Raw genomic sequence first — 22,425 nt, 5'->3', positions numbered from 1 at the left:
TTTTAGTTTTGCAAGTCTTGAATACCTTGTGCAATTTTTTCAAAAACATATGGGATATCGTCTTTTTCAATACAGCTAAAGGCGATACGAATATCTGTGTTGTTAAGTGCGACAATACCGATTGAATATTGGTCAATCAAATGTTTACGTAATGTTTCAGCGTCGATACCTTTTACACGTAATGCCATGAAGTAACCGGAGTTAAAGTCGTATGGTTGCCATAATGATTGGTAGGCTTCTTTATATACCATTTCTTTTGTCACGTGGTAACGCGCTTCTAATGTATCAATGTTGTCTTGAATATCTTTATTGAATTGTTCAGGATTTTCAAGGACATAGCGTACCGCCGAATGTGATGGTGTTGAACCATTTGAGTTGTTACTGCGGATGAGACCTTTCATTTTCGCTTCAACGATTTCTTTAGAAGCTGCGTCTGATAAACCAAATGTGATAAAGCCAACACGGAAGCCCCATGCGAAAAATTCTTTCGTCGCACCGTCTAAGCGGATTGGGAGAATATGTGGGTTGTTCACATTTGTTAACGCAGTAAAAATGGATTGCGTGTATACATCTTCATAGAATAAGCCGAAGTAGGCATCATCGACAACTGTTATCACGTTAACGCCACGTTTCGCCAGTTCATCCACTGCTTCCACAATTGTGCGTACTTCATCAACAGTTGGCGTATAACCAGTTGGGTTATTTGGATAGTTTAGGATAAGGATAATCTTGTCCTGTTTGACTGCTTGTAATGTATCAACCAGTCCTTGTGTTGTGTAATGACCATTTTCGTCAAAGATTGGATACTTTTGAATATTTGCTTGATGGCGGACGCCATATATAAGATTATAGTTTCCCCATGTATGTGCAGGGAGTAGTACAGTATCACCAGGGTTCACAAACATATCACCAACGAGGGATAGTCCATGTGTCAAAGCGTTCGTTACAATTGGGCGTGTAATTTGAGCCGCTTGAAGATCAGGATTGTCGGCAAGGACTTTTTTTAGCCATAAATCACGTAAAGCCTCTAAACCTTGTGGCGGTGCATAGGCAAACACCTCTTCTGGAGAGAGATGATTGAACATATCGTATAACGTATCTGCATACATCATACCGTCACGATTCGTTGCCATACCAATTGTCGCATTATAGTCAGTTGCTTTGGCTTCTGCTGATTGTGTTAAAATGCCTTTTGGATAGTACATGTTTTTACCTAAATCTGACATCATATCAAGTAAGTTAGGATTTTGTGCCATGAGTTGTTCGTTGAGAGTGAGTGCTAAAGGGTTCATAAAATCTGACCTCATTTCTACATTTGAAATTATAAGTCTATCATACCGTGAATTCTCTGAAAGTTAAAGAAAGCTTATGAAAAAAAGTGAAAATAGCTTATATCGCCTTTCATTCATGATGTGGTATGGTAAAGTATCAGTGAATAAAGAAATATATGAGGTGAATAGCATGAAACATCTTACAAAAATATTTGTCGGATTGGCATCGATTATTTTTGTGATTGGCATGATATTTCAAATACAAGGTGAAGAACCGGCAGCGATTAAATTATTTAGTGCCACTATTTTATTTATGGTATGTGCATTTATTAGTCGCAATAATAATAGAAAAAAGTATAAGTAATCAAAGAAGAAGCACATTATGTATACAATTGCGATATACATGATGTGCTTCTGACGTTGTTATAACAATTAAAAAAAAAGGGTTTACATATAATTATATAGTGTGTATACTCAATATATACAATCAAACAAAAGGAAGGTGTGCATGTGAAAATTTTACTTCAAAATAATAGTGCATCACCCATTTATGAACAGATTAAGCAACAAATTAAAGAACAAATATTGCGAGGTACGTTGCCAGTAGGTGCGAATTTACCGTCAATGAGAGAACTTGCAAAAAATTTGGGTGTCAGCGTTATTACGACGAAACGCGCTTATGAAGATTTGGAAAAAGACGGCTATTTAACGTCTATTCGTGGGAAGGGCACATTTGTGAGAGAACAAGACACATCTATTTTGAAAGAAAAACAATTTATTATCATCGAAGAACTGACACAAGCGCTAGTGAAAGAATCAAAAACAATTGGGATGTCATTGTCAGAACTTCAAGACATCGTGAAAATGCTATATGAGGAGGAATTGTAATGGGTGAAACAGCAATTGAATTGCAACATGTTAACTATGAAACGAAACACTTTGCGTTAGAAGATATCCATTTTAATGTGCCGACAGGGTATGTGACAGGCTTTATTGGTGCGAATGGTTCAGGTAAGACGACAACGATTCGTATGATTATGGACTTATTACAACCAACATCAGGGGAAATCAATGTATTTGGGCAACCGATGAGTGCGGATCCAGTAGGCATTAAAGATAAGATTGGTTTTGTGTATTCAGAACTATATTTGAATGATAAATGGACGGTCAAAAAAGTAGAGAAGTTAATTGCACCTTTTTATAGTCAATGGGATCATGAAATCTTTATGAATTATTTAACACGATTTGGCTTACCGTATCGCAAAAAAATACGTGACTTTTCAACAGGGATGAAAATGAAGTTATCTTTAGCCATTGCGCTTAGTCATCATGCAGAATTGTATATTTTTGATGAACCCACTGCAGGATTAGATCCAGTTGTCCGTAATGAAGTTCTCGATATTATACAAGAGGAACTACTCGATGAACAAAAGTCCGTGCTGTTCTCAACACATATTATTTCTGACTTAGAGCGCATTGCAGATTACATCGTGCACTTACAAGACGGTCATATTATCGTGAATGAATCTAAAGAAGTTTTATTAGAGACGCATCATTTAGTACGTGGAGACGTTGCAGACTTAGACGATGAGTTACGAAATTTGTTGATTCATTGTGTCGAGAAAGATGGCATGTACAGTGGTATGACAAAAGAAGCACACACATTTCATGAGTTATTCGGTCAACGTGTCACGATTTCGCCGATGACTATTGAAGAAATTATGGCGCATTATGAGCGTAATCGAAAGGGTGTGATACACTATGATGACACTTTTAAAGCGTAATTTAATGTTAAGTGATGAGCCAAGATATGTCTGGTTTGCAACATATATTATTTGGTTCACTATGGCTATAGGCTCTTATATTTGGGATGCGCAGCTTTTTTTTATAATGATAAAATTGTTAATTTTGGCATTATCAGGATTTCCAATTTATATAAGTGAGTATTTAAATCGTAATAAGGCGTATATTACATTTCGTAGCTTACCAACGAGCGACCGCAAGTTACTAGCTAGTTTCAACTTATCGACATGGCTCATTTGTGCTATACAAATTGTAAGTATCACAATTGTTTGGTTGATTGTGCCATTTCCGATGTTTTTTGAAGTTACAGCAGTGCAATTGAGTTTAACATTTTTCATTGCGACATTTTGCATCAAGACTTTGCTAGAAGAAGCGTTAAACATATGGGTTGCTTATGGTATTGGTTTGTTTTTAGTATTCAATCTTGGTCCTGGTCTAATAGGTCCATTGTCTAATGGTGTCGACCTATTTTGGTTACGTATCTTACCATGGGTGTTGTTAGTTGTCTCATTATTCAGTTATGAGATTAAAACATTAATGCGTTATCGACGGCTTGATAGAAACAAAATTAAACTTTGAGATGCGAGGGGAAATTGCATGTTGAACTTAATGAAACGTAACTTATATTTGCATAAAAATATGTTAATTTTATATCTCGTGTTATTAGTCTTTTATCCAATATATCATGCTTTAAAAGCAGATTACGAACTTTGGTTGATACCTATTTGGTTGATTGTCGTTATGATTGCGATTATTAACACAGCACATGCTTATCATCTGTATAGCCGTTTCGGACATAATGAAGCGTATTTGTTTCATCACAGTTTACCAGTATCTAAACGGCAATTACTAAATGCACACTACATGACGGTCATAGGCCTCACTTTACTTAGTGCATTGCTAATTATACTATATGATGCCAATAAAAATTATATTGAGGTAAACAAGATTCAGTTTGAGTTTGTATGGTGTTTTCTAGCAACAAATCTCTTTGCATTTATCATTTATTTTCCGATATCCAGTGAAAAGTCACGCAAACGTCGTGATTCGGTAATCATTTATATCATAGGGCTGTTAATCGTGCTACCGTTGTTTATTGGCATTGTTGCAATGGCAATTGGCATGGTTTGGTATGACAATCCCAACCAGTTTGCGCATGTGCCGTTCGACTTATATTACTTTGGTGTGAGTGTGGTCTCAGCAGTCGGCACATACATTTCTCAAATGTTGCGTATCAAAAATACTTAGGGGAGGTTTTTGTAATGAAATTAAAACAAATTTCAAAACAATATGGCAATCATACCGTTATTGATCACATTGATTTTGCTTTTAACGATAGTCGTATTGTGGGATTAATTGGTAAAAATGGCGTTGGTAAAACGACTTTGATGAAAATAATGAATGGCAATATTATTAATTATTCAGGAGAAGTGAAAGTTGAGAAAGAAGAGGCGATTGGCTACTTAATTGAAAATCCGAAATTGTATAATCATAAATCAGGTTTGTGCAATTTGAAGATATTTGCCCAAGTGTTAGGAAAGGGCTATGACAAAGCCTATACAGAAAATATTATTCGTGCATTTTGTATGGAATCATACATCGACAAAAAAGTTAAGAAATATTCAATGGGGATGAAACAAAAACTTGCGATAGCAGTGTCGTTGATGAGTAAGCCCAAGTATTTAATTTTAGATGAACCGACAAATGGTATGGATCCAGATGGTTCAATTGATGTGTTGAAAACAATTGAACGATTAGTCAAAGAACTTGATATGAAAGTATTAATTTCAAGTCATAAATTAGAAGATATTGAATTGATTTGTGATCGTGCCGTGTTCTTACGTGACGGTAAATTTGTACAAGATGTTGATATGACAGGTGGAAAAGTCAAGGATCAAACCATTATCCAAGTGGCAATAGAAGACTTTGAAGCGGCAAGTAATTACTTAACAACACATTTTAAAGTGGTTCAAACACATAAAGAAGCGGGCGAGATTATCTTGAGCTTGCAGGAAAGTTACCAACCACTGTTAAAAGGTTTGGCGTCACAACACGTTTATCCAATACGTATTGAAACGCGCAAAGTCACATTAAGAGATACGTATTTTAATATTAATAAACGAGGTGATCAATCATGAATAGTATGCAACTCGTCAAATTTGATGTTTTAAGTATTTTAAAAAGTCCGCTTACATATATTGCGATTGTGTTAGGTACAGCACCGGCAGTGGGTATAACGATGATTATGGTTGCTCAAGATATTGATGTTGAGGCATATGTTATATTAAGTGTCTTAAAATGGTTCTTTTCAATCATTGGAATGCTTTTCGTTGTTAAGACTATTACAAGAGATAGTGGACAAGGCACGATTCAATTGTATCTCAACAGTGTACGTAATCGTCTGTCTTATTTAATTGCGAAAACAGTATCTATTGTATTTATTAGTTTGATCGTCACAGGTGTTGTCTTATTGGTTACGTATTTGGTGCAATGGTCGATAAATGGTATGGGTCTTAAAACAAGTGTAACATGGCAACTTTTCATATTTTATCTCATGTTATTTTTAATCTATGGGTTATTATTGTTCTTAATCAACTTGTTTGTGCAAAAATCATCACTGGTATTTTCATTAGGTATTTTATTATTGCTCGTATATCCAATTGTGACACCGTTTATTCCATTTATTCCACAAATTGGTGAAAAGATTATGGAAGCATTAGGTTATATACCAATTGGTTATTTAACAGAGAAAACACTTAGCGATGACATAACATTTACAAATGTGCAATGGCTCATTAATATTGCATCACTTGCAGTATTAATGATAGGGAATGCCTTATTAATTACGAAAAAAGATATTTAATGACAAACAGCTTTTCTGACCAATATAAATGGTAGGAAAAGCTGCTTTTATGTTTTTACAAACTTTTATAATTGATTACAAAGTATGAGGGGGAAGAGGGATATTAATCGAAACATTCAATGGAAGTTAAGGTTTCATGTAAAAGCAGTAGATAACTCGAATACAAATACGATTAAACAAGCATACTTAGCCTTTTCACAAAGAGACAACGGGATTGAGCCATCATTAATTTGTACTCTTGAAAATCGATAAACGATGCCTCAATCCCTGTTTCACTCCCTTTCAAATTTATGACAATTTGAAGGTAAGCGTTTACAAGAAAGCGCTTTTGCATTAGAATACTTGTATACAAGTCGGGGTGATAAGCATGGAATTTCCGAAACAATGGCAGCAACAGATGTCTAAGGGCGAATGGATTGCTGCATGTTTGCGTTTAAATATGATGAACGGAGAGTATGACACACAAGATGTGATTACAGAAAATCAAATTGCGAAACAGTTCAATGTTAGCCGTTCACCGGTTCGAGATGCGTTTAAGATTTTGAGTCAGGATCGTTTGATTCAGCTTGAAAGAATGGGTGCGGAAGTTCTACCTTTTGATGAAACGAAGCAACAAGAAATGACGGATATGCGCTTAATGGTTGAATCGTTTGCCTTTACGAAAGTGATTCAACGCGATGATTTGCCAACCATTGTGCATGCGATGTATCAAGCACTAGAAATGATGAAGGTGAGTGTGAAGTTTAAAGATCCTGTGAGTTTTACGGAACATGATATCGCCTTTCATGAATTAATGGTCAATGCGTGTGAACATAGTTATTTGACGCACTTATGGATGCAGATGAAGCCATTGATGTTATGTCTTGTCTATATTGGTATGTTACAACGTATGACACATGATATTGATGATTTTGAACGTATTATCACGAATCATCAAAAGTTCGTTGAAGCAATAGAACAAAAAGATCGCACGTTGATGTATGAAGCATTTCGTTTGAACTTTAGTGATTTAAATAACGATATTGGTGCATTTTGGTCGGATCAAATGTAAGGAGAGAAAAATATGACAGCGTATATGATCGGGATAGACATTGGCACAACCAGTACGAAAGCAGTGCTCTATGATGAAGAAGGTGCTGTGATTGATAAAGCACAACAAGAGTATCAAATGTTGACACCTACGATTGATACATCTGAAGAAAATCCAGAAGTATTGTTCGATGCGGTCGTCAATACACTACAAGGCGTTATTAGCAAGCAACGTGTACAACCTGAACAAATTTCATTGATTGCGTTCAGTGCACAAATGCATAGTTTAATTTTAGTAGATCAAGCAGGTAAGCCATTGACGAATAGTATTACATGGGCGGATAATCGTGCACGTTATGCCGTTGAAGATTTGAAAAATAATCATCAAGGTCAACAAATTTATGAACGTACAGGAACACCGATTCATGCGATGTCCCCGCTCTGTAAAATGTGGTGGTTAAAGAACGATGAGCCAGCACTTTACGCACAAGCAGCACGTTTCGTCGATATTAAATCATATATCATTTATCGTTTGACAGGTGAATGGGTGATGGACGAATCTATTGCGTCTGCAACGGGATTGTATAACTTATGGGAACGCGATTGGGATGCTGAAGTGTTAGCGTTACTTGAACTGACGACAGAGCAACTACCTAAGCTTGTATCAACACAATATATTTGTCAGGCGATGGATGCAGGGTTGGCGAATCAAATAGGTGTAAGACCGACAACACCATTGGTCATTGGTGCGAGTGATGGTGTGTTATCTAACTTAGGTGTGAATAGTTATCGATCTGGTGAAGTGGCGGTAACAATTGGAACATCTGGTGCGATAAGAACGGTAGTCGATCGTCCACTTACTGATAGTAAAGGTCGTATTTTCTGTTATGTACTTGATGATACGCATTACGTGATAGGGGGACCAGTAAATAACGGTGGTGTGGTCTTACGTTGGTTGCGTGACGAATTATTGGCAAGTGAAGTTGAAACAGCGAAGCGACTAGGTATGGATAGCTATGATGTCATGACACGTATTGCGGAGAGGGTAGCACCGGGTTCACAAGGTTTGATGTTCCATCCATATTTGGCGGGGGAACGTGCGCCACTTTGGACATCAGATGCACGAGGTTCATTTATTGGTTTGACGTTAGCACATAAAAAAGAACATATGATTCGTGCAGTGCTTGAAGGTGTTCTATTCAATTTATACACGGTTTATCTTGCATTAGTCGAGGTAATGGGCGAGATGCCATCGAAAATTCATGCGACAGGTGGCTTTTCAAAAAGTGCATTATGGCGTCAAATGATGGCAGATATTTTTGATTGTCAGTTGGAAGTACCAGAAAGCTATGAAAGCTCGTGTCTCGGTGCATGTGCAATTGGGAGTCGCGCGATTGGCAAACATAATGACTATAGCATGATTGCTGATTGGGTAGGGAAAACACATGCACATGAACCAAACCAAGAATATGTTCAATGCTATCAGGAACTGGCATCTATTTTTATTCAAGTGAGTCGCGATTTGGTGGCATCTTACGAGTCGATTGCAAAATTTCAAAGAACGTATTATAAAGTTGAAGAATAGAGGGATAACATGATACATGAATTTTGGCCGATTATAAGTGTTGTATTAGGGATTTTAGTTTTACTTGTATTGATTATGGCATTTAAATTAAATACATTTGTGTCATTAATCGTAACAGCAATTGTGACAGGGCTGTTTCTGGGCATGCCATTCGACAGTATTATTAAAACGATTGAAACTGGAATGGGCGGTACATTAGGACATATCGCATTGATTTTTGGACTAGGTGCTATGTTGGGGAAACTACTTGCTGATGGTGGCGGTGCAACACAAATTGCAGATACACTGATCAAGCGATTAGGTGAACGTTACGTACAATGGGCAATGGTCATCGCATCATTTATTATTGGTGTGGCACTCTTTTTTGAAGTGGGACTTGTCTTATTAATTCCACTTGTATTTACAATTGCAAAGCGTATGAACATGTCACAGTTAAAAATTGGCTTACCAATGGTGACAGCATTATCAGTAACACATGGATTTTTACCGCCACATCCAGGTCCTGTTGTTATCGCGACAGAATTAAATGCGAGTATTGGTGAAGTGTTATTATACGGTTTCATTATTGCCGTTCCTGTTACATTACTTGCCGGTCCATTATTCGTGAAAATTGCACCTAAATTATCTCCAACAGCGTTCAATCGGGAAGGTGATATCTCAACATTAGGTGCAAGCAAAACATTTGAAAGAGATGCATTACCTAGCTTTGGATTGAGTACATTTACAGCATTATTACCAGTTATTTTGATGTTGTTTGCGACGGTATGGCAACTTGTTACTGGCCATACAGATGGCGCAACAAATGCTTTTGAAAGCTTCATTTATTTTATTGGAACAGCCGGAACAGCAATGTTAGTCGCAGTACTCTTTGCGATTTTCAGTATGGGATTAATGCGTGGTATCGCAATGAAAGATGTAATGGATACATTGACACAGGCGATTTACCCAATCGGTATGATGATCTTAATCATTGGTGGAGGCGGTGCCTTCAAACAAATTTTAATTGATGGTGGCGTTGGTAAAAGTATTGAGACATTTTTTACAGGTTCACATATCTCTCCATTATTACTCGCATGGCTCGTTGCAGCTGTTCTGCGTTTAGCATTAGGATCAGCGACTGTTGCAGCCATCTCAACAACAGGTATCGTATTACCTTTATTACAAACAGTGGATGTGAACTTAGCACTTGTCGTATTAGCTATCGGTGCAGGAAGTGTCTTCTGTTCACATGTCAATGACGCTGGTTTCTGGATGTTTAAAGAATACTTCGGCTTAACGATTAAGGAAACATTCTTAACATGGTCATTAGTTGAAACTATCATCTCAGTCAGCGGTCTTGTATTTGTTTATTTCTTGAGCTTATTTGTTTAAATGATCAAAAAACAACATGCTAAGGTTAGTAGTAGCGTAATCTTAGTATGTTTTTCTATATTACAAACAATTAATTATATGACATTTACAATACAAATGTGACTTAGATATTTTAATTCGTGTTCCTAGTAATTATAATGGAATATAAATTTATATAATTAAACTAGGTGTAAAAAATGGATAAAATTACTTTTTTGAATGAATTAGAATATCAATTACATAAGTTGCCACAAGATAAAATTGATGAAGTAATGACGAAGTATGAAAATCATTTTTATCAAGAAGCGCAAAAAGGACATTCGGATAAAGCAATTGTTGCGGCGTTAGATTCCCCAAAACAAATCGCTAAACGAAAGTATGCGAAATACGCACTTAATGATGCAGAGAGAAGACCTAATATCCCGCATATGATGCGAGCAGTTGTTGCGACAGTAGGTGTGAGTATTATAACGCTTTGTTTTATACTCATTCCATTGACCATTGTGTTAATCGTTATGGCAGCAGCGACTTTTGTCTCATTAGGGATGATACTAGCACCTTTAATATTGTTTATTTGGAATATGTGGGCGGGCATTCAAAATTTTTCACTTAGTAATTATCTATTCAGCTTTGCATACCTTGGATTGGGGACAATGTTTTTAGTGATTATTATCAAGTTACTCATAGCGATTCGTCATTTACTAATACGCTATATGAAGTGGAATGTTAATTTTATTAAAAAAGGAACAATGTAAAAATGAAGAAACTATTTATATTTGGCATGGGATGTTTCATTGTTTTTTTTATTTTAGGAACAGTTGTGTGGTTTTTTATAGAGGATCGAAAAACCGAGATGACGCAACTAAATCAAACTTTTGATGCAGCACATATCGAGCAGCTTGTGGTGAACACGGACAACATCAATGTGACTTTCAAATCAGGTGAACACTTGAATTTAAGTTACAAAGGCAAGGACAAGCTTAATGTGACACGTCAAGGTCATACATTGCAACTTACTGAGCAAATGTTATCCAAGCGCAAAATGCTTAATTTGAATCCTTTTGCATCGAAAGAAGGACACCTTACTGTGACGATTCCCGCTCACTCGATTCAAAACTTAAATGTGACAACACGTATTGCTAATATTGCATTAGAAGGGATTAAGTTAGATAACGTGATGCTTTGGAATGATTTGAATGGACAAGTGAGAATTCGTAATAGCCATTTTAAAAACACGCAGATTAAAGGCTATGAAACATTTGTTAATATTCATTGTAGTGAATTATCAGAGAGTGATATTCACGTCGAGAGAGGCATAATCAACACAAAAGATACAACAGTACAGAAAAGTTTATTCAAATTAGGAGAAGGCGATATGCACTTGTTGAACATGGCACCACATTGTGATCTTAAAGGTGTCGTGAATAAAGGGGATATAGAGATGTCATATGCCCAATTGCCACAAAATGTGCGCTTAAGCCTCCACCCATCGAATGGGAAAGCCATCATTAACCATCGACATTTAAAAGAAGGCGTTAATGGAAAAGGGAAGCACCAAATTGAACTGTATACGAATGATGGCAATATTGTCATCAATCCATAATAAAAAAGCCATCAAGCGTGCACAATCGTCCGTTTTGGTGGCTTTTTGTTGAGTCAATTTTCAGTTTGTTGTGAGGGAGTGGGTATCAGTAGCACCCATAACCATATAGCTGAAAGAGCTGTGATGAGGCATACTTTTTGCCGATATGACGATAATATTTTAAGATAGAGAGCCAGCTATATAACACCCATAACCATTTATGAGCTTTTACGATGCATAAAGATTATGTCATTACAAGTCCAAGTTTATATTCATTCCGACTTCTGTTATTTCCTGACATCGTCTTAATTTGAACATAGCTACCATTAGTTGGTGAAACAATCGATAACGACTATCGTATAGATAGGATGCTCATCATCATTGTGCACGACTGCAAATGCATTACACCACTATTAGAGAGGGTGGTAAAACAATAATATGTAAAGTTTAAGATGGCTTGTTACGTTGGAATATTCAGTGCATCTTGTATGCCTCGAATTTCATCCCAAATAGATGGTGCATATTGTTGAAAATTGAATGGCAATATCAAATTATAGTACGCGCTTAAGCCGCTCTTTTTCGCTGTTTTTGAGCATTTGTGTACTTTTGATCCAATGACTAACAGCGACAGCATAGTCATCATGCGTCCCTCTATATGTCTGATTTGACTTGCTATATGTTTTAACGTCTCCTCTGCAATCTAATCTACATAATTTGTTACGATGTTGTAACGCGAGGTTAATGGCTTTCTAACTTCTCCATCACTATAATAATTAATATCATTAAAAGAATGATAAAAATAAATGGGGTGTGAAGCACATGATGTATGAAGCTGTAATCAAAGTGAAAAACTGGTTTTACCGTAATTTCACATCGTAATCTAGTTGTTTTGATATGAGTATTATCATCTAGGGCAAAAGGGATGTATGGATGTGTATCGTATGCAGGTAAAATACGTTGATCAATAGCTATGCCTATAGACAATCATCTTGTTCAATTGCTTTCATGACTATATGATAGAGTTATTTCACGTATCAAATCGGTGAGAAGTCTCAGGTGATTAATTGTGGAAATCTTTGATGTGTGGTGTGATATGAATAGATTTGATTCGACCGATATTATTAGAAGTTCGAGAGTTAAAAGTCATCATAATCATCGTTTTTTCAGTCTCTTGATAGTTGGGATTTTCAGATGAGTACGTATAGAAAATAACAAGCTGTTTGTCATGAATGCGTGCGCGTTGAACGACCTCAAAATTCCACTGTAGATGTGTATCGGTTTCAATCTGTTTCATACGTTTACGGAGCATTTCAATCAACACAGGCTTGTTAAGCGCAACAGGTTCGCCCAATTCGTTAAAATAATATGCTGCCACGTGATCATCTATCATGTTTGATACGTTCTCAATATCATGGTTTTTCCAATAATTGAGTAATGAAATGAATGGCATGCAACTTACCTCTTTCTTAAATTATTTAATCATAATGTACCATATTTATTTGAATAATTGAATATTTTTTGATTAGACTGTTTGTACTTTGGGTATTTCTTTAACTGAGTGGCGAGTAGTTCACATAAATACGTTATTTATGTTATGATAATAATGTATATATTTCGTAAACAGAGGTGATTATTAATGTGGAACTTCATCAAAGGCGTATTTAAATTTATCTTTGCATTAACATTCTTTACTACTTTAGCAGTAGGTGTAGGTGCAGCAGTATTAGCGTATGTTTTCAAGAAAGACTTTGAAGAAATTGAAAGCAAGACAAAAGAAATCGTGTCAGATATTGAAAATAATATCGGATAATTAATGGGACTGAAGTAGGATATTTACTATTCTATGACAGTCCTTTTAACATAGAAGATTGGAGGCAATAGTATGGCGACAAAAGGTTACATAGGTTCATATACCAAAAAAGACGGGAAAGGTATTTATCGTTTTGAGTTAGACGAACAAACTGGGAAAGTTACGACAGTTGAAACAGCGTTTGAGTTGAATGCATCAACATATTTGAGCCAGTTTAAAAATACACTTCTAGCAATTACAAAAGATGATACGAATGCAGGTCTAGCCACATTCAACATTAAAGCCGATGATACTTTGGAAGAAACGGGGCGCTGTTTATCATCTGTCAAAGGTTCAGCTTGTTATGTATCTGTATCACCAGATGGCGAATTTGCTTTTGAGGCAGTTTATGGCGATGGCTTGGCACGTATTTATGAATTCGATGCAGATAAACAACAAATTGTTAAACTGATTGAAGAAGTCTATCATGAATATACACCGGGACCTAATGTTGCTCGACAAGAAGCACCACATGTGCATTATATAGAAGTAACACCGGAACAAAAATATGTTGTGGCGGTTGATTTAGGTGCAGACTTGCTCGTAACGTACCACTATGGCAATCAAGGCTTAGATGTGGCATATCGTACACAGCTACAACCAGGAGACGGACCGCGTCATATTGCTTACCATAAAACAGGTCGTTATGCTTACGTCGTGAATGAATTGTCGAATACTGTAGTTGTGATGGACTATGAAGATGGGCGTTTTACAGAACGTGAACGTCATTTAACGATTCCAAAAGACTTTTTACAACCGACAAAATTAGCAGCTGTTCATTTATCGCACGATCAACAATTTTTATATATTTCAAATAGAGGTCATGACAGTATTGCGATTTTTAAAGTATTAAATGATGGTGCCAAACTTGAATTAGTTGACATCGTACCATCTGGAGACGTATTTCCACGTGATTTCAATATCACGCCATCAGATGATTACCTCGTTGTTGCACATGAACAAGGGGACTCAAAAGTTGTTGTATTCAAACGTGATAAAGCAACCGGCTTGTTAACGTTAACAGATAATAGTCAACAAGCAGCTGAAGGCGTTTGTGTGAAATTTGAACAATAATGATAATAGCCACGGAGCGCTGTTTTGTACATGCTGCTTCGTGGCTTTTTATATGGCGCCATTTTCTGTTATCAAAAATTTTTATGTCCCTACTGGTATTACAACGATACTACGTGTTTGATACATCAATTTCGAAGTTGCATTTTTATAAAATAAATCTAAAAATAAACTAATAATAATAAACAAAGTTGACTATGTTTTTTGAAAACGATAACATTAATTATAGAAGTTGTAATTTTCTAAAAAAGAAAGGATTTTGATAATGATGAAAATGAAGTTATCTAAATATCAAGTACTAGTTCTGATATTTCTACTAGTTGTTTATACAGTTACAATTCAAATATCAACGAGATCCATTTTACAATCACAGATCAATAATATGCCAGGAGATATACATTTAGATGCTGATGTAGCATTGTTTTGGATGAATATTGTGATGATTGTTTTTGGGGTGTTCTTAGTCTTTTTTCAATCCATAATTTATAAATTTATAGTAGGATTTATCGGCGTACAGCGGTCGTTTTCTATTGGATTTAATTTATTTTTATTTACATTATCAATTCTTCCAAGTTCAATTGTCATAGCTTTGGTTACATACTTAAATAATGGAATAAGTGTCTCACAAAATATATGGATAAACATGTTTTCAATGTTAATTTCAGCTGTTTTATATGGAATGTTACTTGTCTTTTATTCAATAATAGAAAAGAGAAAAGCTTTAATTATAGTGCTGATTGTTATATTACTGAATACTATTATTAATATGTTGAAATTCTTTTAATGAGTTAAATTAAAAGCCGGGAGCAGAACAGGAAGCTCAATTTCTCAGGATGTTCAGCTTTTGAGATGGAAAGATAATAATAAGTACCTAGTTTTATTTATCATATAGTTCCAGCTAAGTTGCTGTTATCATTTAGCGTACAGTCCTTTGTGATTGGGCGCTTTTTGAATATCATTGTTTCACTTGTCAGTTGGATAGGGAGTAAGCACGAGGTATCTTTTGTCTTCAATCTATTGTCATGGATGATCACAGTATTAACTAGTCGTATCAGCGTCTTTCAAAATGTCTGGTTCAGTTTCTTCACAGTTATTTTATTAGCACCAGTATATGAATTACTGTTTGATATATTAGAGAAACAAAAAGTAATGCTCGTTATTAGTATACTAGATAATATTGTTAACTTTTTTTAGATTTTATAAATGACAAAGACAATGAATATAGCACTATCAAGGAAAAGTCCTGATTAAGCGTATCAATTGATTAATCAGGACTTTATTATATTCTATCTTCTTATGATAAATAATGTTATTGATTTTAAAAGGTAATATGATGGTATAGCACTCAACACTAAAATAATAATTAATATTTTATTTGCAATAATTATTGGGATTACGTGATCGTTATTAGCTAACAACGTTGTCATTCTAGAAGACCAAGAAAATGGAACAAGCAACCAAAAACTATTTCCTAAAGATGTCAATCCTACAATTGCAGTTAATAGTGATCCAGTAGCGGCTATAAGCATCATGGTCGTAAAACTAAAAAGGATGTTCATAAAATAAAATATTACAAAAGTGGTTAAGAATAGTGCCCAACAAATGAGATAGCCAAATATGAAATGTACGATAACATCAATACCGGTTTTCAATATAATAAAAATAATAATAGTAAAAAATAGGTTTACTAAATACATCAAAGTAATAGTAAGAAATGCAAAAATAAATTTTAAACTTATTAACTTTTGATGGTAGCCACCTAAACCCAAAATATTTTTTAGATTACTAGGTTCTTTTTCGATATCCCATAATAACGTCATTAAAAAGCATACTACTGCTGGGAGTAAGAAAGTTAGTATTGAAAAGTAATTAAAAAAAAACTTATCGTTAGTTATACTTTGCTTTGTTAAAAATATATAGCCTAGTATCAAAATATTAAATGATATTGGAAAAATAATTAGAAATCTTTTAAAGGAAGATCTTTTTATTTTAAGATATTCTGCGTGTATTGAATAGTTAATCATGATTGATCTCCTCGTTTCCCTTTTAATAACATGATTGCAGCAATTGTTAGTATGGAAAAAGCGAAAATTGCGAGAAAGCAACCAGGTAAAATGATTGTTGTATCATTTAGAACATCATTCTCGGGTAATAAAGTGCCGTTTGGTCTGGTTTTGACAATTGGTGTTATGATTCTTAGAGACCAAGACCAAGGTATGAAGTACCAGTATGAATTTGATACAGTAAACATTGATACACACATACCAATAACGTTAAAAATAATTATGGATAGTGGTCTAAATAATCTGCCAATCATCATCGACAACGGAATAATAAATAGTGTTGTAATCCATAAGACTAAAGATGCAAATAAAATGTTAAGTATCTGAACATTAGCACCGTATAGTACAAACTGGATAATAATTGAAAATATAGCTATATTTAAATTTCCAATCAAAGAATAAACAGATATTAGCAAAATTTTTGATAACCAGATTAGCCGTGTATCTAATAAAAAGAAATACTTGTCCGAAGATGCTTTGACTTCTTTATCTAAACTTTGATAAACCAATACACTTAAACCAATCGGAAGGAATAAAGTCGGCCACCAATTATAAATTAACGGAACAAAATAATTTATATCTGAATACATTAATTTAGTAAACGGAATACACAAAAGAGAAATTAGTAAAGGATAGATAATGATGAATTTATGACTAAAGGTTCTTTTCCCTTTTAAATGCTCTACAAAAATATAGTTAAACATTATTTTCACACGCCTCTCCGTACAATATATTTAGGAAGAAGTTTTCTAAGTCTAAATTCTCTGGGATTTGACCCTCGTATTTTAGGGTACCTTGATTGAGAATACCAACGAATTTTGTCATATGCTGAATTTCTGCTAAATTATGGCTGGATACGATAACTGTTATTCCGATTTCTGGAAAAGATTTTATGAGTTCTCGTAATTCTTTAATTCCAACTGGATCTAACCCATTTGTTGGCTCATCTAAAACTAATAATTTAGGACTAGTTAACAATGCCATAGCGATACCCAATCTCTGTTTCATTCCTAATGAAAATTGAGCAGTCTTTTTATTTTTAGTGTTTTTTAAATTAACTATTTTTAAAACTTCTTGAATTCTGTTTAATGGGACGTTAAAAAGTTTTGCAAAAACCATTAGATTTTCCTCGGCAGTTAAGTTTTTATAAATAGCAGGCTCTTCAATTAATGATCCAATAGTTATAGTTTTAATATTTTGTTTTCCCATGTAGAGAATGCTGCCGTGTGTGTGTTTAGTATTGCCTGTTATCATTTTTAAGATAGTAGACTTACCTGCACCATTAGGTCCTACTAAACCATATATGGTGTTCTCTTCTACATGAATATTAACATTGTTTACGACGAGTTCTTTGCCATATTGTTTTGAAATATTTTTTGCTTCTAATATATATCGCATAAAAATTCCCCTCATTTCTATTTTGGTAATATTCACTTTAAAGTAGAAAAATAAAGAATTTATAAATTGATAAGAAAATATAGGAATTCATTGTATATTTTCGAAAAATTCGCAATTACTTTATAAAAAGTTTATATTCAAATATTATTCTTAAACTGTAATCGATTACAAAAAAATTAAAGGAGAAGAGAATGATGCCAAAGTATGACGATTTTGATTTGGATTTAAGAACTAGTGATAATTCTAACAGTGAGGAAGAAGCTAAAAGAATAAAAGATATTGGTTGGACATATTATGATGATGAAATCCCTTTTGTTTTTTAATATTGAAAGTATTCTAGGTGAAAGTAAAAAGAATATTAATACAATTGGACTTTTAGATGGAGCAACTAGCATATCATTAGATTTACTAACCTTAGAAGAAAAAATTTAATGATTGAGACATACCATTATTGTTAAATTAGACTCTTTATTTTATCTTAAATATAACAGAGGAGGTGGAGGTTGAGATAAAAGAGACCGGCGTTTTGATTAGAACTGGATGATAAACGAAATCAATTTCTCAAGTTGCTGAATTTGAGCAGTTCTATCAAAATTTCTTCTTTTGGATATATTTGATTGGATCCTACACTAATTAGTTATGTCTCAGCCGCTTAATAATGAGTAATATTATTTATGTTGAAGATGATGATAGAATTTCGAGTGTTGTATCTGAGTATTTAGAGTCATTTGGTTACAAATTGACTATAGCACATTCATTTGAGGAATTTTGTAAGTATAAAAGTAAAAAAATTGATTTGATACTTTTAGATGTTATGTTGCCTGATATTAATGGTATTGATATATGTAAAAAAATAAGAGATAACACGAATATTCCAATTATTTTTGTGAGTGCTTTAGGGTTAGAGGATGACATAATTAATGCTTTGGAATGTGGTGTAGATGACTATATAACTAAGCCATTTAGTTTAAGGCAACTAAAAGTTAAAGTCGATGTTCATTTAAGAAGAGAAAAAAGAACTAATTACTCAAAAGGAACAAAGTTAATCACTGGAAATTTAGTTATCAATACTGAAAAAAAAGAAATAATGGTTAATGGTAAGGTATGTGAATTTACTAAAAAAGAGTATTTGATAATTGAAAAATTGGTAAGAAATAAAAGGCAATCAATTAGCAAAGAATTATTATTCGAAAGTATATGGGGATATAATAATGAAAGTAATATAAGCACTGTTACAGAGCATATAAAAAAAATAAGAAGAAAGTTATTAGTATCCGATCCCAATATGACATATATTCAAACTAAATATGGATTTGGCTATTTATGGGAGGCAAAGAATGAAAAATAGATCTTTAAGAAAACTATTTATTTTTAATACAATAAAAATCGTAATAATGACATTAATATCAATAGTTATATCTATACTATTATGGGTTTTATGGGTTAATATTTACCCGAGAGATTATTATGAGCGGATACATTATGAAAATATTAAAAAAGAAGTTGAAAAAAATAAAGATCTTATCAGACGAAATGAAGAAATAAAAATAAAACAAGAAGATTCTAAGTTCATCTATGCTATTTATTACAAAAACAAATTAATTAAAAATAGTAAGGGTTATGGAATAAAGAGTCATAAGGAACTAGAAAAAATTGGGACATCGAATTCCTTTGTTGATAAAAACATAAAATATAAAGTGGAAATTTTAGATAATGAAATAAAAATAATTGCTATTTACCCCGCATTTTCAACAGGAAATATGTACGTAGATAAATTTAATAGTATTGCTCAAAATTTGTTATTAATTACTCCAGTATTTTGGTTCACTGTATTTCTAGTGTATTATACTTCGCGATTGTATAGAGAAATAAGTAGTAACTTTTATGAAGTGACATCCTATCTAAAGTATATAGAAAAAGGGATTTTTGATAAGAATTTGAGAGAATTTAAAGAAGAGGAGTTTCAAGAATTAGCAAATAGAATTAATTTAATGAAAGATAAATTAAAAATTCTTTTAGATAAGCAAGTAGAAAAAATAGAGGTACAAAACAATTTATTTTCCTCTGTTGCGCATGACATAAAAACGCCGTTAACAATTATAAGCGCTGAAACGGAAATGATTATGTTATCTGAGTGCCAAAATATAAATATTCAGTCTCGTTCCAACATTATATTATCAGAGATTTCTAGAATAGATAATTTACTTACTGAATTATTAACAATATCAAAATTAAATCTACACAACTACTCGAGTACAATAGAACCTATAAATATACAGGATGTAATATTTTATCAATTGAAAGAATTTCAGTCTTTGATTGAGAAAAAAAATGCACAGGTAAAATTTCTTTATAGTAATGAAAATTACTATGTAAATGGTGATAATATGATGCTAAACAGAGTGCTACAAAATATTATTTCTAACGCATTAGAGCATATAGATGTGAGTGGTGAACTACAAATAGACTTGAAATCATACGATAATAAAATATCTTTACAAATAGCAAATACCGGTTCTCAGTTTCCTGATGACTATTTGAGACAAGAATTTATCCCGTTCTATTCAAAAAAAAATGAGAGAGATAAAAACCATTTTGGACTAGGGTTGTATATGTCTAATATTATGTTGAAAAAAATGAATTCCGAATTATTTATAGAAAATAAGGAAAATAAAGCATGTGTAACCATCTTTTTTAGAGGGGAAAATAATCCAGAAAATAAAAGGTGAAGAAATGAAAAAATTTTCACTTTTAACGGTCATATTTATTTTATTTGGGTCAGTGCCTTTATATGGCCATGGTCAAGAAATTCCTAGGGAAAAAAGTTATACGTTTTTGTTGGAAAATAATATAGAGTGGAAAGAAAAATTAAAAGATATAGAAAAAATTAGTAATAATAAAATTGAAACTTCTATAAAAGAGGTAAACTTAGTAGATGTAATAACTACTGAAAACAAAGCTAAGAAAATAGAGAATTTACCATTTGTTCAATCATATAATACGACGTCAATGGTTACACCTCCGAAAGTTAGTTGAAATGATGTTAAATCATTATTACCGAAAGCTTGGGATTTGCAATGGGATATGAAATTAGTGACTCATAATGGTGAATCATACGCTATTACAGAGGGAAATAAGAATACGATAGTAGCAATTATAGATTCTGGAATATATAGTGAGCATCAAGATCTTAAAGAGAACTTTCTATATGGTAAAAGTTTTGTTCCTAAAAAGGTATTGATGGTCAAGAAAGTGACGAGAGTGGTAATATAAATGATTTAACAGATAAATTAGGTCATGGTACTCTTGTTGCTGGTTAAGTGGCTGCAAATGGTAATATGAAGGGGGTTGCACCTAATATTGGTATTTCATCGTATAGGGTATTTGGCACTAAATCGGCTAAATCATCATGGATTATAAAAGCTATAATAACAGCTGCTAATGATGGTGCGATGTTATAAATTTAAGCTTGGGAGATTATTATATAAATAACAATGCTAATAATCAGATAGATAATAAGCCTGATTTAATTGCATACAGAAAAGCAGTAAACTATGCACACAAAAAAGGTTGTGTTATTGTTGCAGCAGTTGAAAATGATGGATTAAATGTAAAAAATAAGAAAGAGTGGACATTAGAATTCATGACAGAAGTAATATACACTTTAAATAAGGAGGATCTATGAGAGTTAGAGAAAGTTCTAGAGCTTTTATAATTAATGAAAAAGATGAAGTTTTATTGCAACAGTTTATTTTTAGAGAGGTCATTGATGAGAAAATTTTATGGGTTACTCCAGGGGGAGGGATTGAAATAGGGGAAAGCTCTGAAGAAGCATTGAAGAGAGAAATATATGAAGAATTAGGAATAGTAATAATTCCAGACAATACCGATATAAAATTAGAACTAGATGTTAAAATTAACGGAAAAAATGAAACGTTTATTAGTAGAGAAACATATTATAAGATTTTTTTGAACTCAGATACACCTATTAATATAGAGTTAATGTCTCAAAATGAAAAAAGTTCTTTTAAAAGCTGGAAGTGGTTCAATAAGAATGAAATACATGAACTAGAAAGTAAAAATATAGTAGCACCTAAAAATATAAGTAAGTATATTTGGGAAAAATGCTAGATTTTTATTAGAATGGAGCATTGGGATTTATGTCAATATTACGGACACAGTAAAAAAGAATTCTACCGTTCTTCGCTTGCCTTGTCACTTTGGTTGACAGGAAAAGTCGTTTTCTTCTAAGTTCTAAAGCCAAGAAGAAAGGTTCTACCTCTGTAAAAGACAAGATGATTTCCTGTCTTACGGGGCAACCTTGTCATTCAATTACACCTGATAGAGGGATGGAATTTGCAAAATATGCTGAAATTTCTGCTACACTCGAAAAAGTTAAGTTTTATTTTCCACTGCCCCATCATCCTTGGCAACGAGGAACGAATGAAAATACAAATGGACTTCTTAGAGAGTATTTTCCTAAGAGTTGTGACCTTGATGATTTGATGATGTATCAGAAGCGTATATACAAAGTAAAGTGGATGAAATGAACAAACGACCA

The 22,425-nt window shown here is 33.5% G+C and carries 29 protein-coding genes; 23 read left to right on the top strand and 6 right to left on the bottom strand.

Features of this window, described 5'->3' with window-relative positions; translation table 11 throughout:
* Window positions 1-2 precede the first annotated feature (2 nt).
* Complete coding sequence (locus NXS11_RS08525) at window positions 3-1,292, bottom strand: aminotransferase class I/II-fold pyridoxal phosphate-dependent enzyme (protein WP_259200552.1); 1,290 nt, start codon at window positions 1,290-1,292, stop codon at window positions 3-5.
* Window positions 1,293-1,461: 169 nt separating this feature from the next.
* On the opposite strand from NXS11_RS08525, the gene NXS11_RS08520 reads away from it, so the two are divergent.
* The 12 genes from NXS11_RS08520 (at window position 1,462) to NXS11_RS08465 (ending at window position 11,504) form a co-directional block, all read left to right on the top strand.
* Window positions 1,462-1,635: an SE1626 family protein gene (locus tag NXS11_RS08520; RefSeq protein ID WP_259200550.1), complete on the top strand. Its 174-nt coding sequence runs from the start codon at window positions 1,462-1,464 to the stop codon at window positions 1,633-1,635.
* Window positions 1,636-1,781: 146 nt separating this feature from the next.
* Complete coding sequence (gene pmtR, locus NXS11_RS08515) at window positions 1,782-2,159, top strand: PSM export ABC transporter transcriptional regulator PmtR (RefSeq protein ID WP_259200548.1); 378 nt, start codon at window positions 1,782-1,784, stop codon at window positions 2,157-2,159.
* Window positions 2,159-3,055: a phenol-soluble modulin export ABC transporter ATP-binding protein PmtA gene (pmtA, locus tag NXS11_RS08510; protein WP_259200546.1), complete on the top strand. Its 897-nt coding sequence runs from the start codon at window positions 2,159-2,161 to the stop codon at window positions 3,053-3,055. Before pmtR ends, pmtA begins: the two co-directional genes overlap by 1 nt.
* Window positions 3,056-3,161: 106 nt before the next feature.
* On the top strand, window positions 3,162-3,653 hold the full coding sequence (locus tag NXS11_RS08505) for a hypothetical protein (protein WP_259200544.1): 492 nt from the start codon (window positions 3,162-3,164) through the stop codon (window positions 3,651-3,653).
* Window positions 3,654-3,671: 18 nt separating this feature from the next.
* Complete coding sequence (gene pmtB, locus NXS11_RS08500) at window positions 3,672-4,322, top strand: phenol-soluble modulin export ABC transporter permease subunit PmtB (RefSeq protein ID WP_259200542.1); 651 nt, start codon at window positions 3,672-3,674, stop codon at window positions 4,320-4,322.
* A gap of 14 nt (window positions 4,323-4,336) precedes the next feature.
* Entirely contained in the window at window positions 4,337-5,212 is an 876-nt protein-coding gene (gene pmtC, locus NXS11_RS08495) for a phenol-soluble modulin export ABC transporter ATP-binding protein PmtC (protein ID WP_259200541.1), read from the top strand.
* Window positions 5,209-5,937 carry a phenol-soluble modulin export ABC transporter permease subunit PmtD gene (gene pmtD, locus NXS11_RS08490; protein ID WP_259200540.1) on the top strand — a complete coding sequence of 243 codons (729 nt, stop codon included), beginning with the start codon at window positions 5,209-5,211 and terminating at the stop codon, window positions 5,935-5,937. The genes pmtC and pmtD overlap by 4 nt, the downstream gene beginning before the upstream one ends.
* A gap of 367 nt (window positions 5,938-6,304) precedes the next feature.
* A complete protein-coding gene (locus NXS11_RS08485) occupies window positions 6,305-6,988 on the top strand; it encodes a GntR family transcriptional regulator (RefSeq protein ID WP_259200539.1) in 684 nt (227 codons plus the stop codon).
* Between the two features lie 12 nt (window positions 6,989-7,000).
* The gene (gntK, locus tag NXS11_RS08480) at window positions 7,001-8,551 is read left to right on the top strand and encodes a gluconokinase (RefSeq protein WP_259200538.1); all 1,551 of its coding nucleotides are present in this window, start codon (window positions 7,001-7,003) and stop codon (window positions 8,549-8,551) included.
* Between the two features lie 9 nt (window positions 8,552-8,560).
* On the top strand, window positions 8,561-9,922 hold the full coding sequence (locus tag NXS11_RS08475) for a gluconate:H+ symporter (protein WP_259200536.1): 1,362 nt from the start codon (window positions 8,561-8,563) through the stop codon (window positions 9,920-9,922).
* A 176-nt stretch (window positions 9,923-10,098) separates the two neighbouring features.
* Complete coding sequence (locus NXS11_RS08470; RefSeq protein ID WP_259200534.1) at window positions 10,099-10,656, top strand: HAAS signaling domain-containing protein; 558 nt, start codon at window positions 10,099-10,101, stop codon at window positions 10,654-10,656.
* 98 nt (window positions 10,657-10,754) lie between these two features.
* On the top strand, window positions 10,755-11,504 hold the full coding sequence (locus tag NXS11_RS08465; RefSeq protein ID WP_259200533.1) for a DUF4097 family beta strand repeat-containing protein: 750 nt from the start codon (window positions 10,755-10,757) through the stop codon (window positions 11,502-11,504).
* Window positions 11,505-11,943: 439 nt separating this feature from the next.
* Here the strand turns inward: NXS11_RS08465 and NXS11_RS08460 are convergent, their stop codons facing one another.
* Together NXS11_RS08460 and NXS11_RS08455 are read right to left on the bottom strand one after the other, a co-directional pair.
* The gene (locus NXS11_RS08460) at window positions 11,944-12,126 is read right to left on the bottom strand and encodes a hypothetical protein (RefSeq protein WP_259200532.1); all 183 of its coding nucleotides are present in this window, start codon (window positions 12,124-12,126) and stop codon (window positions 11,944-11,946) included.
* A gap of 417 nt (window positions 12,127-12,543) precedes the next feature.
* Entirely contained in the window at window positions 12,544-12,933 is a 390-nt protein-coding gene (locus tag NXS11_RS08455) for a hypothetical protein (protein WP_259200530.1), read from the bottom strand.
* A gap of 186 nt (window positions 12,934-13,119) precedes the next feature.
* On the opposite strand from NXS11_RS08455, the gene NXS11_RS08450 reads away from it, so the two are divergent.
* The 3 genes from NXS11_RS08450 to NXS11_RS08440 all read left to right on the top strand — a co-directional run bounded on the left by NXS11_RS08450 (window position 13,120) and on the right by NXS11_RS08440 (window position 15,187).
* Complete coding sequence (locus NXS11_RS08450; RefSeq protein WP_259200529.1) at window positions 13,120-13,293, top strand: hypothetical protein; 174 nt, start codon at window positions 13,120-13,122, stop codon at window positions 13,291-13,293.
* A gap of 72 nt (window positions 13,294-13,365) precedes the next feature.
* Complete coding sequence (pglS, locus tag NXS11_RS08445) at window positions 13,366-14,406, top strand: 6-phosphogluconolactonase (RefSeq protein ID WP_259200527.1); 1,041 nt, start codon at window positions 13,366-13,368, stop codon at window positions 14,404-14,406.
* 379 nt (window positions 14,407-14,785) lie between these two features.
* Window positions 14,786-15,187: a hypothetical protein gene (locus NXS11_RS08440; RefSeq protein ID WP_259200525.1), complete on the top strand. Its 402-nt coding sequence runs from the start codon at window positions 14,786-14,788 to the stop codon at window positions 15,185-15,187.
* A 502-nt stretch (window positions 15,188-15,689) separates the two neighbouring features.
* Here NXS11_RS08440 and NXS11_RS08435 read toward each other — a convergent pair.
* Genes NXS11_RS08435 through NXS11_RS08425 form a run of 3 tightly spaced genes read right to left on the bottom strand, consistent with a single transcriptional unit; the run spans window position 15,690 to window position 17,864 of the window.
* A complete protein-coding gene (locus NXS11_RS08435; protein WP_259200524.1) occupies window positions 15,690-16,427 on the bottom strand; it encodes an ABC transporter permease in 738 nt (245 codons plus the stop codon).
* Window positions 16,424-17,170 (bottom strand): lantibiotic immunity ABC transporter MutE/EpiE family permease subunit, encoded by a 747-nt coding sequence (locus tag NXS11_RS11125; protein WP_373319400.1) that lies wholly within the window; start codon window positions 17,168-17,170, stop codon window positions 16,424-16,426. The genes NXS11_RS08435 and NXS11_RS11125 overlap by 4 nt, the downstream gene beginning before the upstream one ends.
* Window positions 17,163-17,864, bottom strand: a complete 702-nt coding sequence (locus NXS11_RS08425) for an ATP-binding cassette domain-containing protein (protein WP_259200521.1) — start codon at window positions 17,862-17,864, stop codon at window positions 17,163-17,165. The genes NXS11_RS11125 and NXS11_RS08425 overlap by 8 nt, the downstream gene beginning before the upstream one ends.
* A gap of 194 nt (window positions 17,865-18,058) precedes the next feature.
* Between NXS11_RS08425 and NXS11_RS08420 the strand changes: the two genes are divergently transcribed.
* The 8 genes from NXS11_RS08420 (at window position 18,059) to NXS11_RS08390 (ending at window position 22,414) form a co-directional block, all read left to right on the top strand.
* A complete protein-coding gene (locus tag NXS11_RS08420) occupies window positions 18,059-18,187 on the top strand; it encodes a hypothetical protein (RefSeq protein WP_259200519.1) in 129 nt (42 codons plus the stop codon).
* Window positions 18,188-18,522: 335 nt separating this feature from the next.
* Entirely contained in the window at window positions 18,523-19,212 is a 690-nt protein-coding gene (locus NXS11_RS08415) for a response regulator transcription factor (protein WP_259200517.1), read from the top strand.
* Entirely contained in the window at window positions 19,202-20,593 is a 1,392-nt protein-coding gene (locus tag NXS11_RS08410) for a sensor histidine kinase (RefSeq protein WP_259200514.1), read from the top strand. The genes NXS11_RS08415 and NXS11_RS08410 overlap by 11 nt, the downstream gene beginning before the upstream one ends.
* Before the next feature lie 4 nt (window positions 20,594-20,597).
* Window positions 20,598-20,900, top strand: coding sequence for a hypothetical protein (locus tag NXS11_RS08405; protein ID WP_259200511.1), 303 nt, complete (start codon window positions 20,598-20,600; stop codon window positions 20,898-20,900).
* A 284-nt stretch (window positions 20,901-21,184) separates the two neighbouring features.
* The gene (locus NXS11_RS11120; RefSeq protein WP_373319399.1) at window positions 21,185-21,325 is read left to right on the top strand and encodes a S8 family serine peptidase; all 141 of its coding nucleotides are present in this window, start codon (window positions 21,185-21,187) and stop codon (window positions 21,323-21,325) included.
* Between the two features lie 8 nt (window positions 21,326-21,333).
* The gene (locus NXS11_RS08400) at window positions 21,334-21,549 is read left to right on the top strand and encodes a hypothetical protein (protein WP_373319398.1); all 216 of its coding nucleotides are present in this window, start codon (window positions 21,334-21,336) and stop codon (window positions 21,547-21,549) included.
* Window positions 21,546-21,995: an NUDIX domain-containing protein gene (locus NXS11_RS08395; protein WP_259200509.1), complete on the top strand. Its 450-nt coding sequence runs from the start codon at window positions 21,546-21,548 to the stop codon at window positions 21,993-21,995. Before NXS11_RS08400 ends, NXS11_RS08395 begins: the two co-directional genes overlap by 4 nt.
* A gap of 59 nt (window positions 21,996-22,054) precedes the next feature.
* Window positions 22,055-22,414, top strand: coding sequence for an IS30 family transposase (locus NXS11_RS08390; RefSeq protein WP_259200603.1), 360 nt, complete (start codon window positions 22,055-22,057; stop codon window positions 22,412-22,414).
* Window positions 22,415-22,425: the final 11 nt, after the last annotated feature.

This window comes from Staphylococcus americanisciuri, assembly GCF_024814435.1.
GTDB classification, from domain to species: domain Bacteria; phylum Bacillota; class Bacilli; order Staphylococcales; family Staphylococcaceae; genus Staphylococcus; species Staphylococcus americanisciuri.
This window is presented reverse-complemented; position numbering and strand designations above follow the sequence as displayed.

Bases quoted from the DNA above. Each gene is read 5' to 3' on its own strand.
- NXS11_RS08525 (WP_259200552.1), bottom strand. From the start codon at position 1,292: ATGAACCCTTTAGCACTCACTCTCAACGAACAACTCATGGCACAAAAT.
- NXS11_RS08520 (WP_259200550.1), top strand. From the start codon at position 1,462: ATGAAACATCTTACAAAAATATTTGTCGGATTGGCATCGATTATTTTT.
- pmtA (WP_259200546.1), top strand. From the start codon at position 2,159: ATGGGTGAAACAGCAATTGAATTGCAACATGTTAACTATGAAACGAAA.
- NXS11_RS08505 (WP_259200544.1), top strand. From the start codon at position 3,162: ATGATAAAATTGTTAATTTTGGCATTATCAGGATTTCCAATTTATATA.
- pmtB (WP_259200542.1), top strand. From the start codon at position 3,672: ATGTTGAACTTAATGAAACGTAACTTATATTTGCATAAAAATATGTTA.
- pmtC (WP_259200541.1), top strand. From the start codon at position 4,337: ATGAAATTAAAACAAATTTCAAAACAATATGGCAATCATACCGTTATT.
- pmtD (WP_259200540.1), top strand. From the start codon at position 5,209: ATGAATAGTATGCAACTCGTCAAATTTGATGTTTTAAGTATTTTAAAA.
- NXS11_RS08485 (WP_259200539.1), top strand. From the start codon at position 6,305: ATGGAATTTCCGAAACAATGGCAGCAACAGATGTCTAAGGGCGAATGG.
- gntK (WP_259200538.1), top strand. From the start codon at position 7,001: ATGACAGCGTATATGATCGGGATAGACATTGGCACAACCAGTACGAAA.
- NXS11_RS08475 (WP_259200536.1), top strand. From the start codon at position 8,561: ATGATACATGAATTTTGGCCGATTATAAGTGTTGTATTAGGGATTTTA.
- NXS11_RS08470 (WP_259200534.1), top strand. From the start codon at position 10,099: ATGGATAAAATTACTTTTTTGAATGAATTAGAATATCAATTACATAAG.
- NXS11_RS08465 (WP_259200533.1), top strand. From the start codon at position 10,755: ATGACGCAACTAAATCAAACTTTTGATGCAGCACATATCGAGCAGCTT.
- NXS11_RS08460 (WP_259200532.1), bottom strand. From the start codon at position 12,126: ATGATGACTATGCTGTCGCTGTTAGTCATTGGATCAAAAGTACACAAA.
- NXS11_RS08455 (WP_259200530.1), bottom strand. From the start codon at position 12,933: ATGCCATTCATTTCATTACTCAATTATTGGAAAAACCATGATATTGAG.
- NXS11_RS08450 (WP_259200529.1), top strand. From the start codon at position 13,120: ATGTGGAACTTCATCAAAGGCGTATTTAAATTTATCTTTGCATTAACA.
- pglS (WP_259200527.1), top strand. From the start codon at position 13,366: ATGGCGACAAAAGGTTACATAGGTTCATATACCAAAAAAGACGGGAAA.
- NXS11_RS08440 (WP_259200525.1), top strand. From the start codon at position 14,786: ATGCCAGGAGATATACATTTAGATGCTGATGTAGCATTGTTTTGGATG.
- NXS11_RS08435 (WP_259200524.1), bottom strand. From the start codon at position 16,427: ATGATTAACTATTCAATACACGCAGAATATCTTAAAATAAAAAGATCT.
- NXS11_RS11125 (WP_373319400.1), bottom strand. From the start codon at position 17,170: ATGTTTAACTATATTTTTGTAGAGCATTTAAAAGGGAAAAGAACCTTT.
- NXS11_RS08425 (WP_259200521.1), bottom strand. From the start codon at position 17,864: ATGCGATATATATTAGAAGCAAAAAATATTTCAAAACAATATGGCAAA.
- NXS11_RS08420 (WP_259200519.1), top strand. From the start codon at position 18,059: ATGCCAAAGTATGACGATTTTGATTTGGATTTAAGAACTAGTGATAAT.
- NXS11_RS08415 (WP_259200517.1), top strand. From the start codon at position 18,523: ATGAGTAATATTATTTATGTTGAAGATGATGATAGAATTTCGAGTGTT.
- NXS11_RS08410 (WP_259200514.1), top strand. From the start codon at position 19,202: ATGAAAAATAGATCTTTAAGAAAACTATTTATTTTTAATACAATAAAA.
- NXS11_RS08405 (WP_259200511.1), top strand. From the start codon at position 20,598: ATGAAAAAATTTTCACTTTTAACGGTCATATTTATTTTATTTGGGTCA.
- NXS11_RS08395 (WP_259200509.1), top strand. From the start codon at position 21,546: ATGAGAGTTAGAGAAAGTTCTAGAGCTTTTATAATTAATGAAAAAGAT.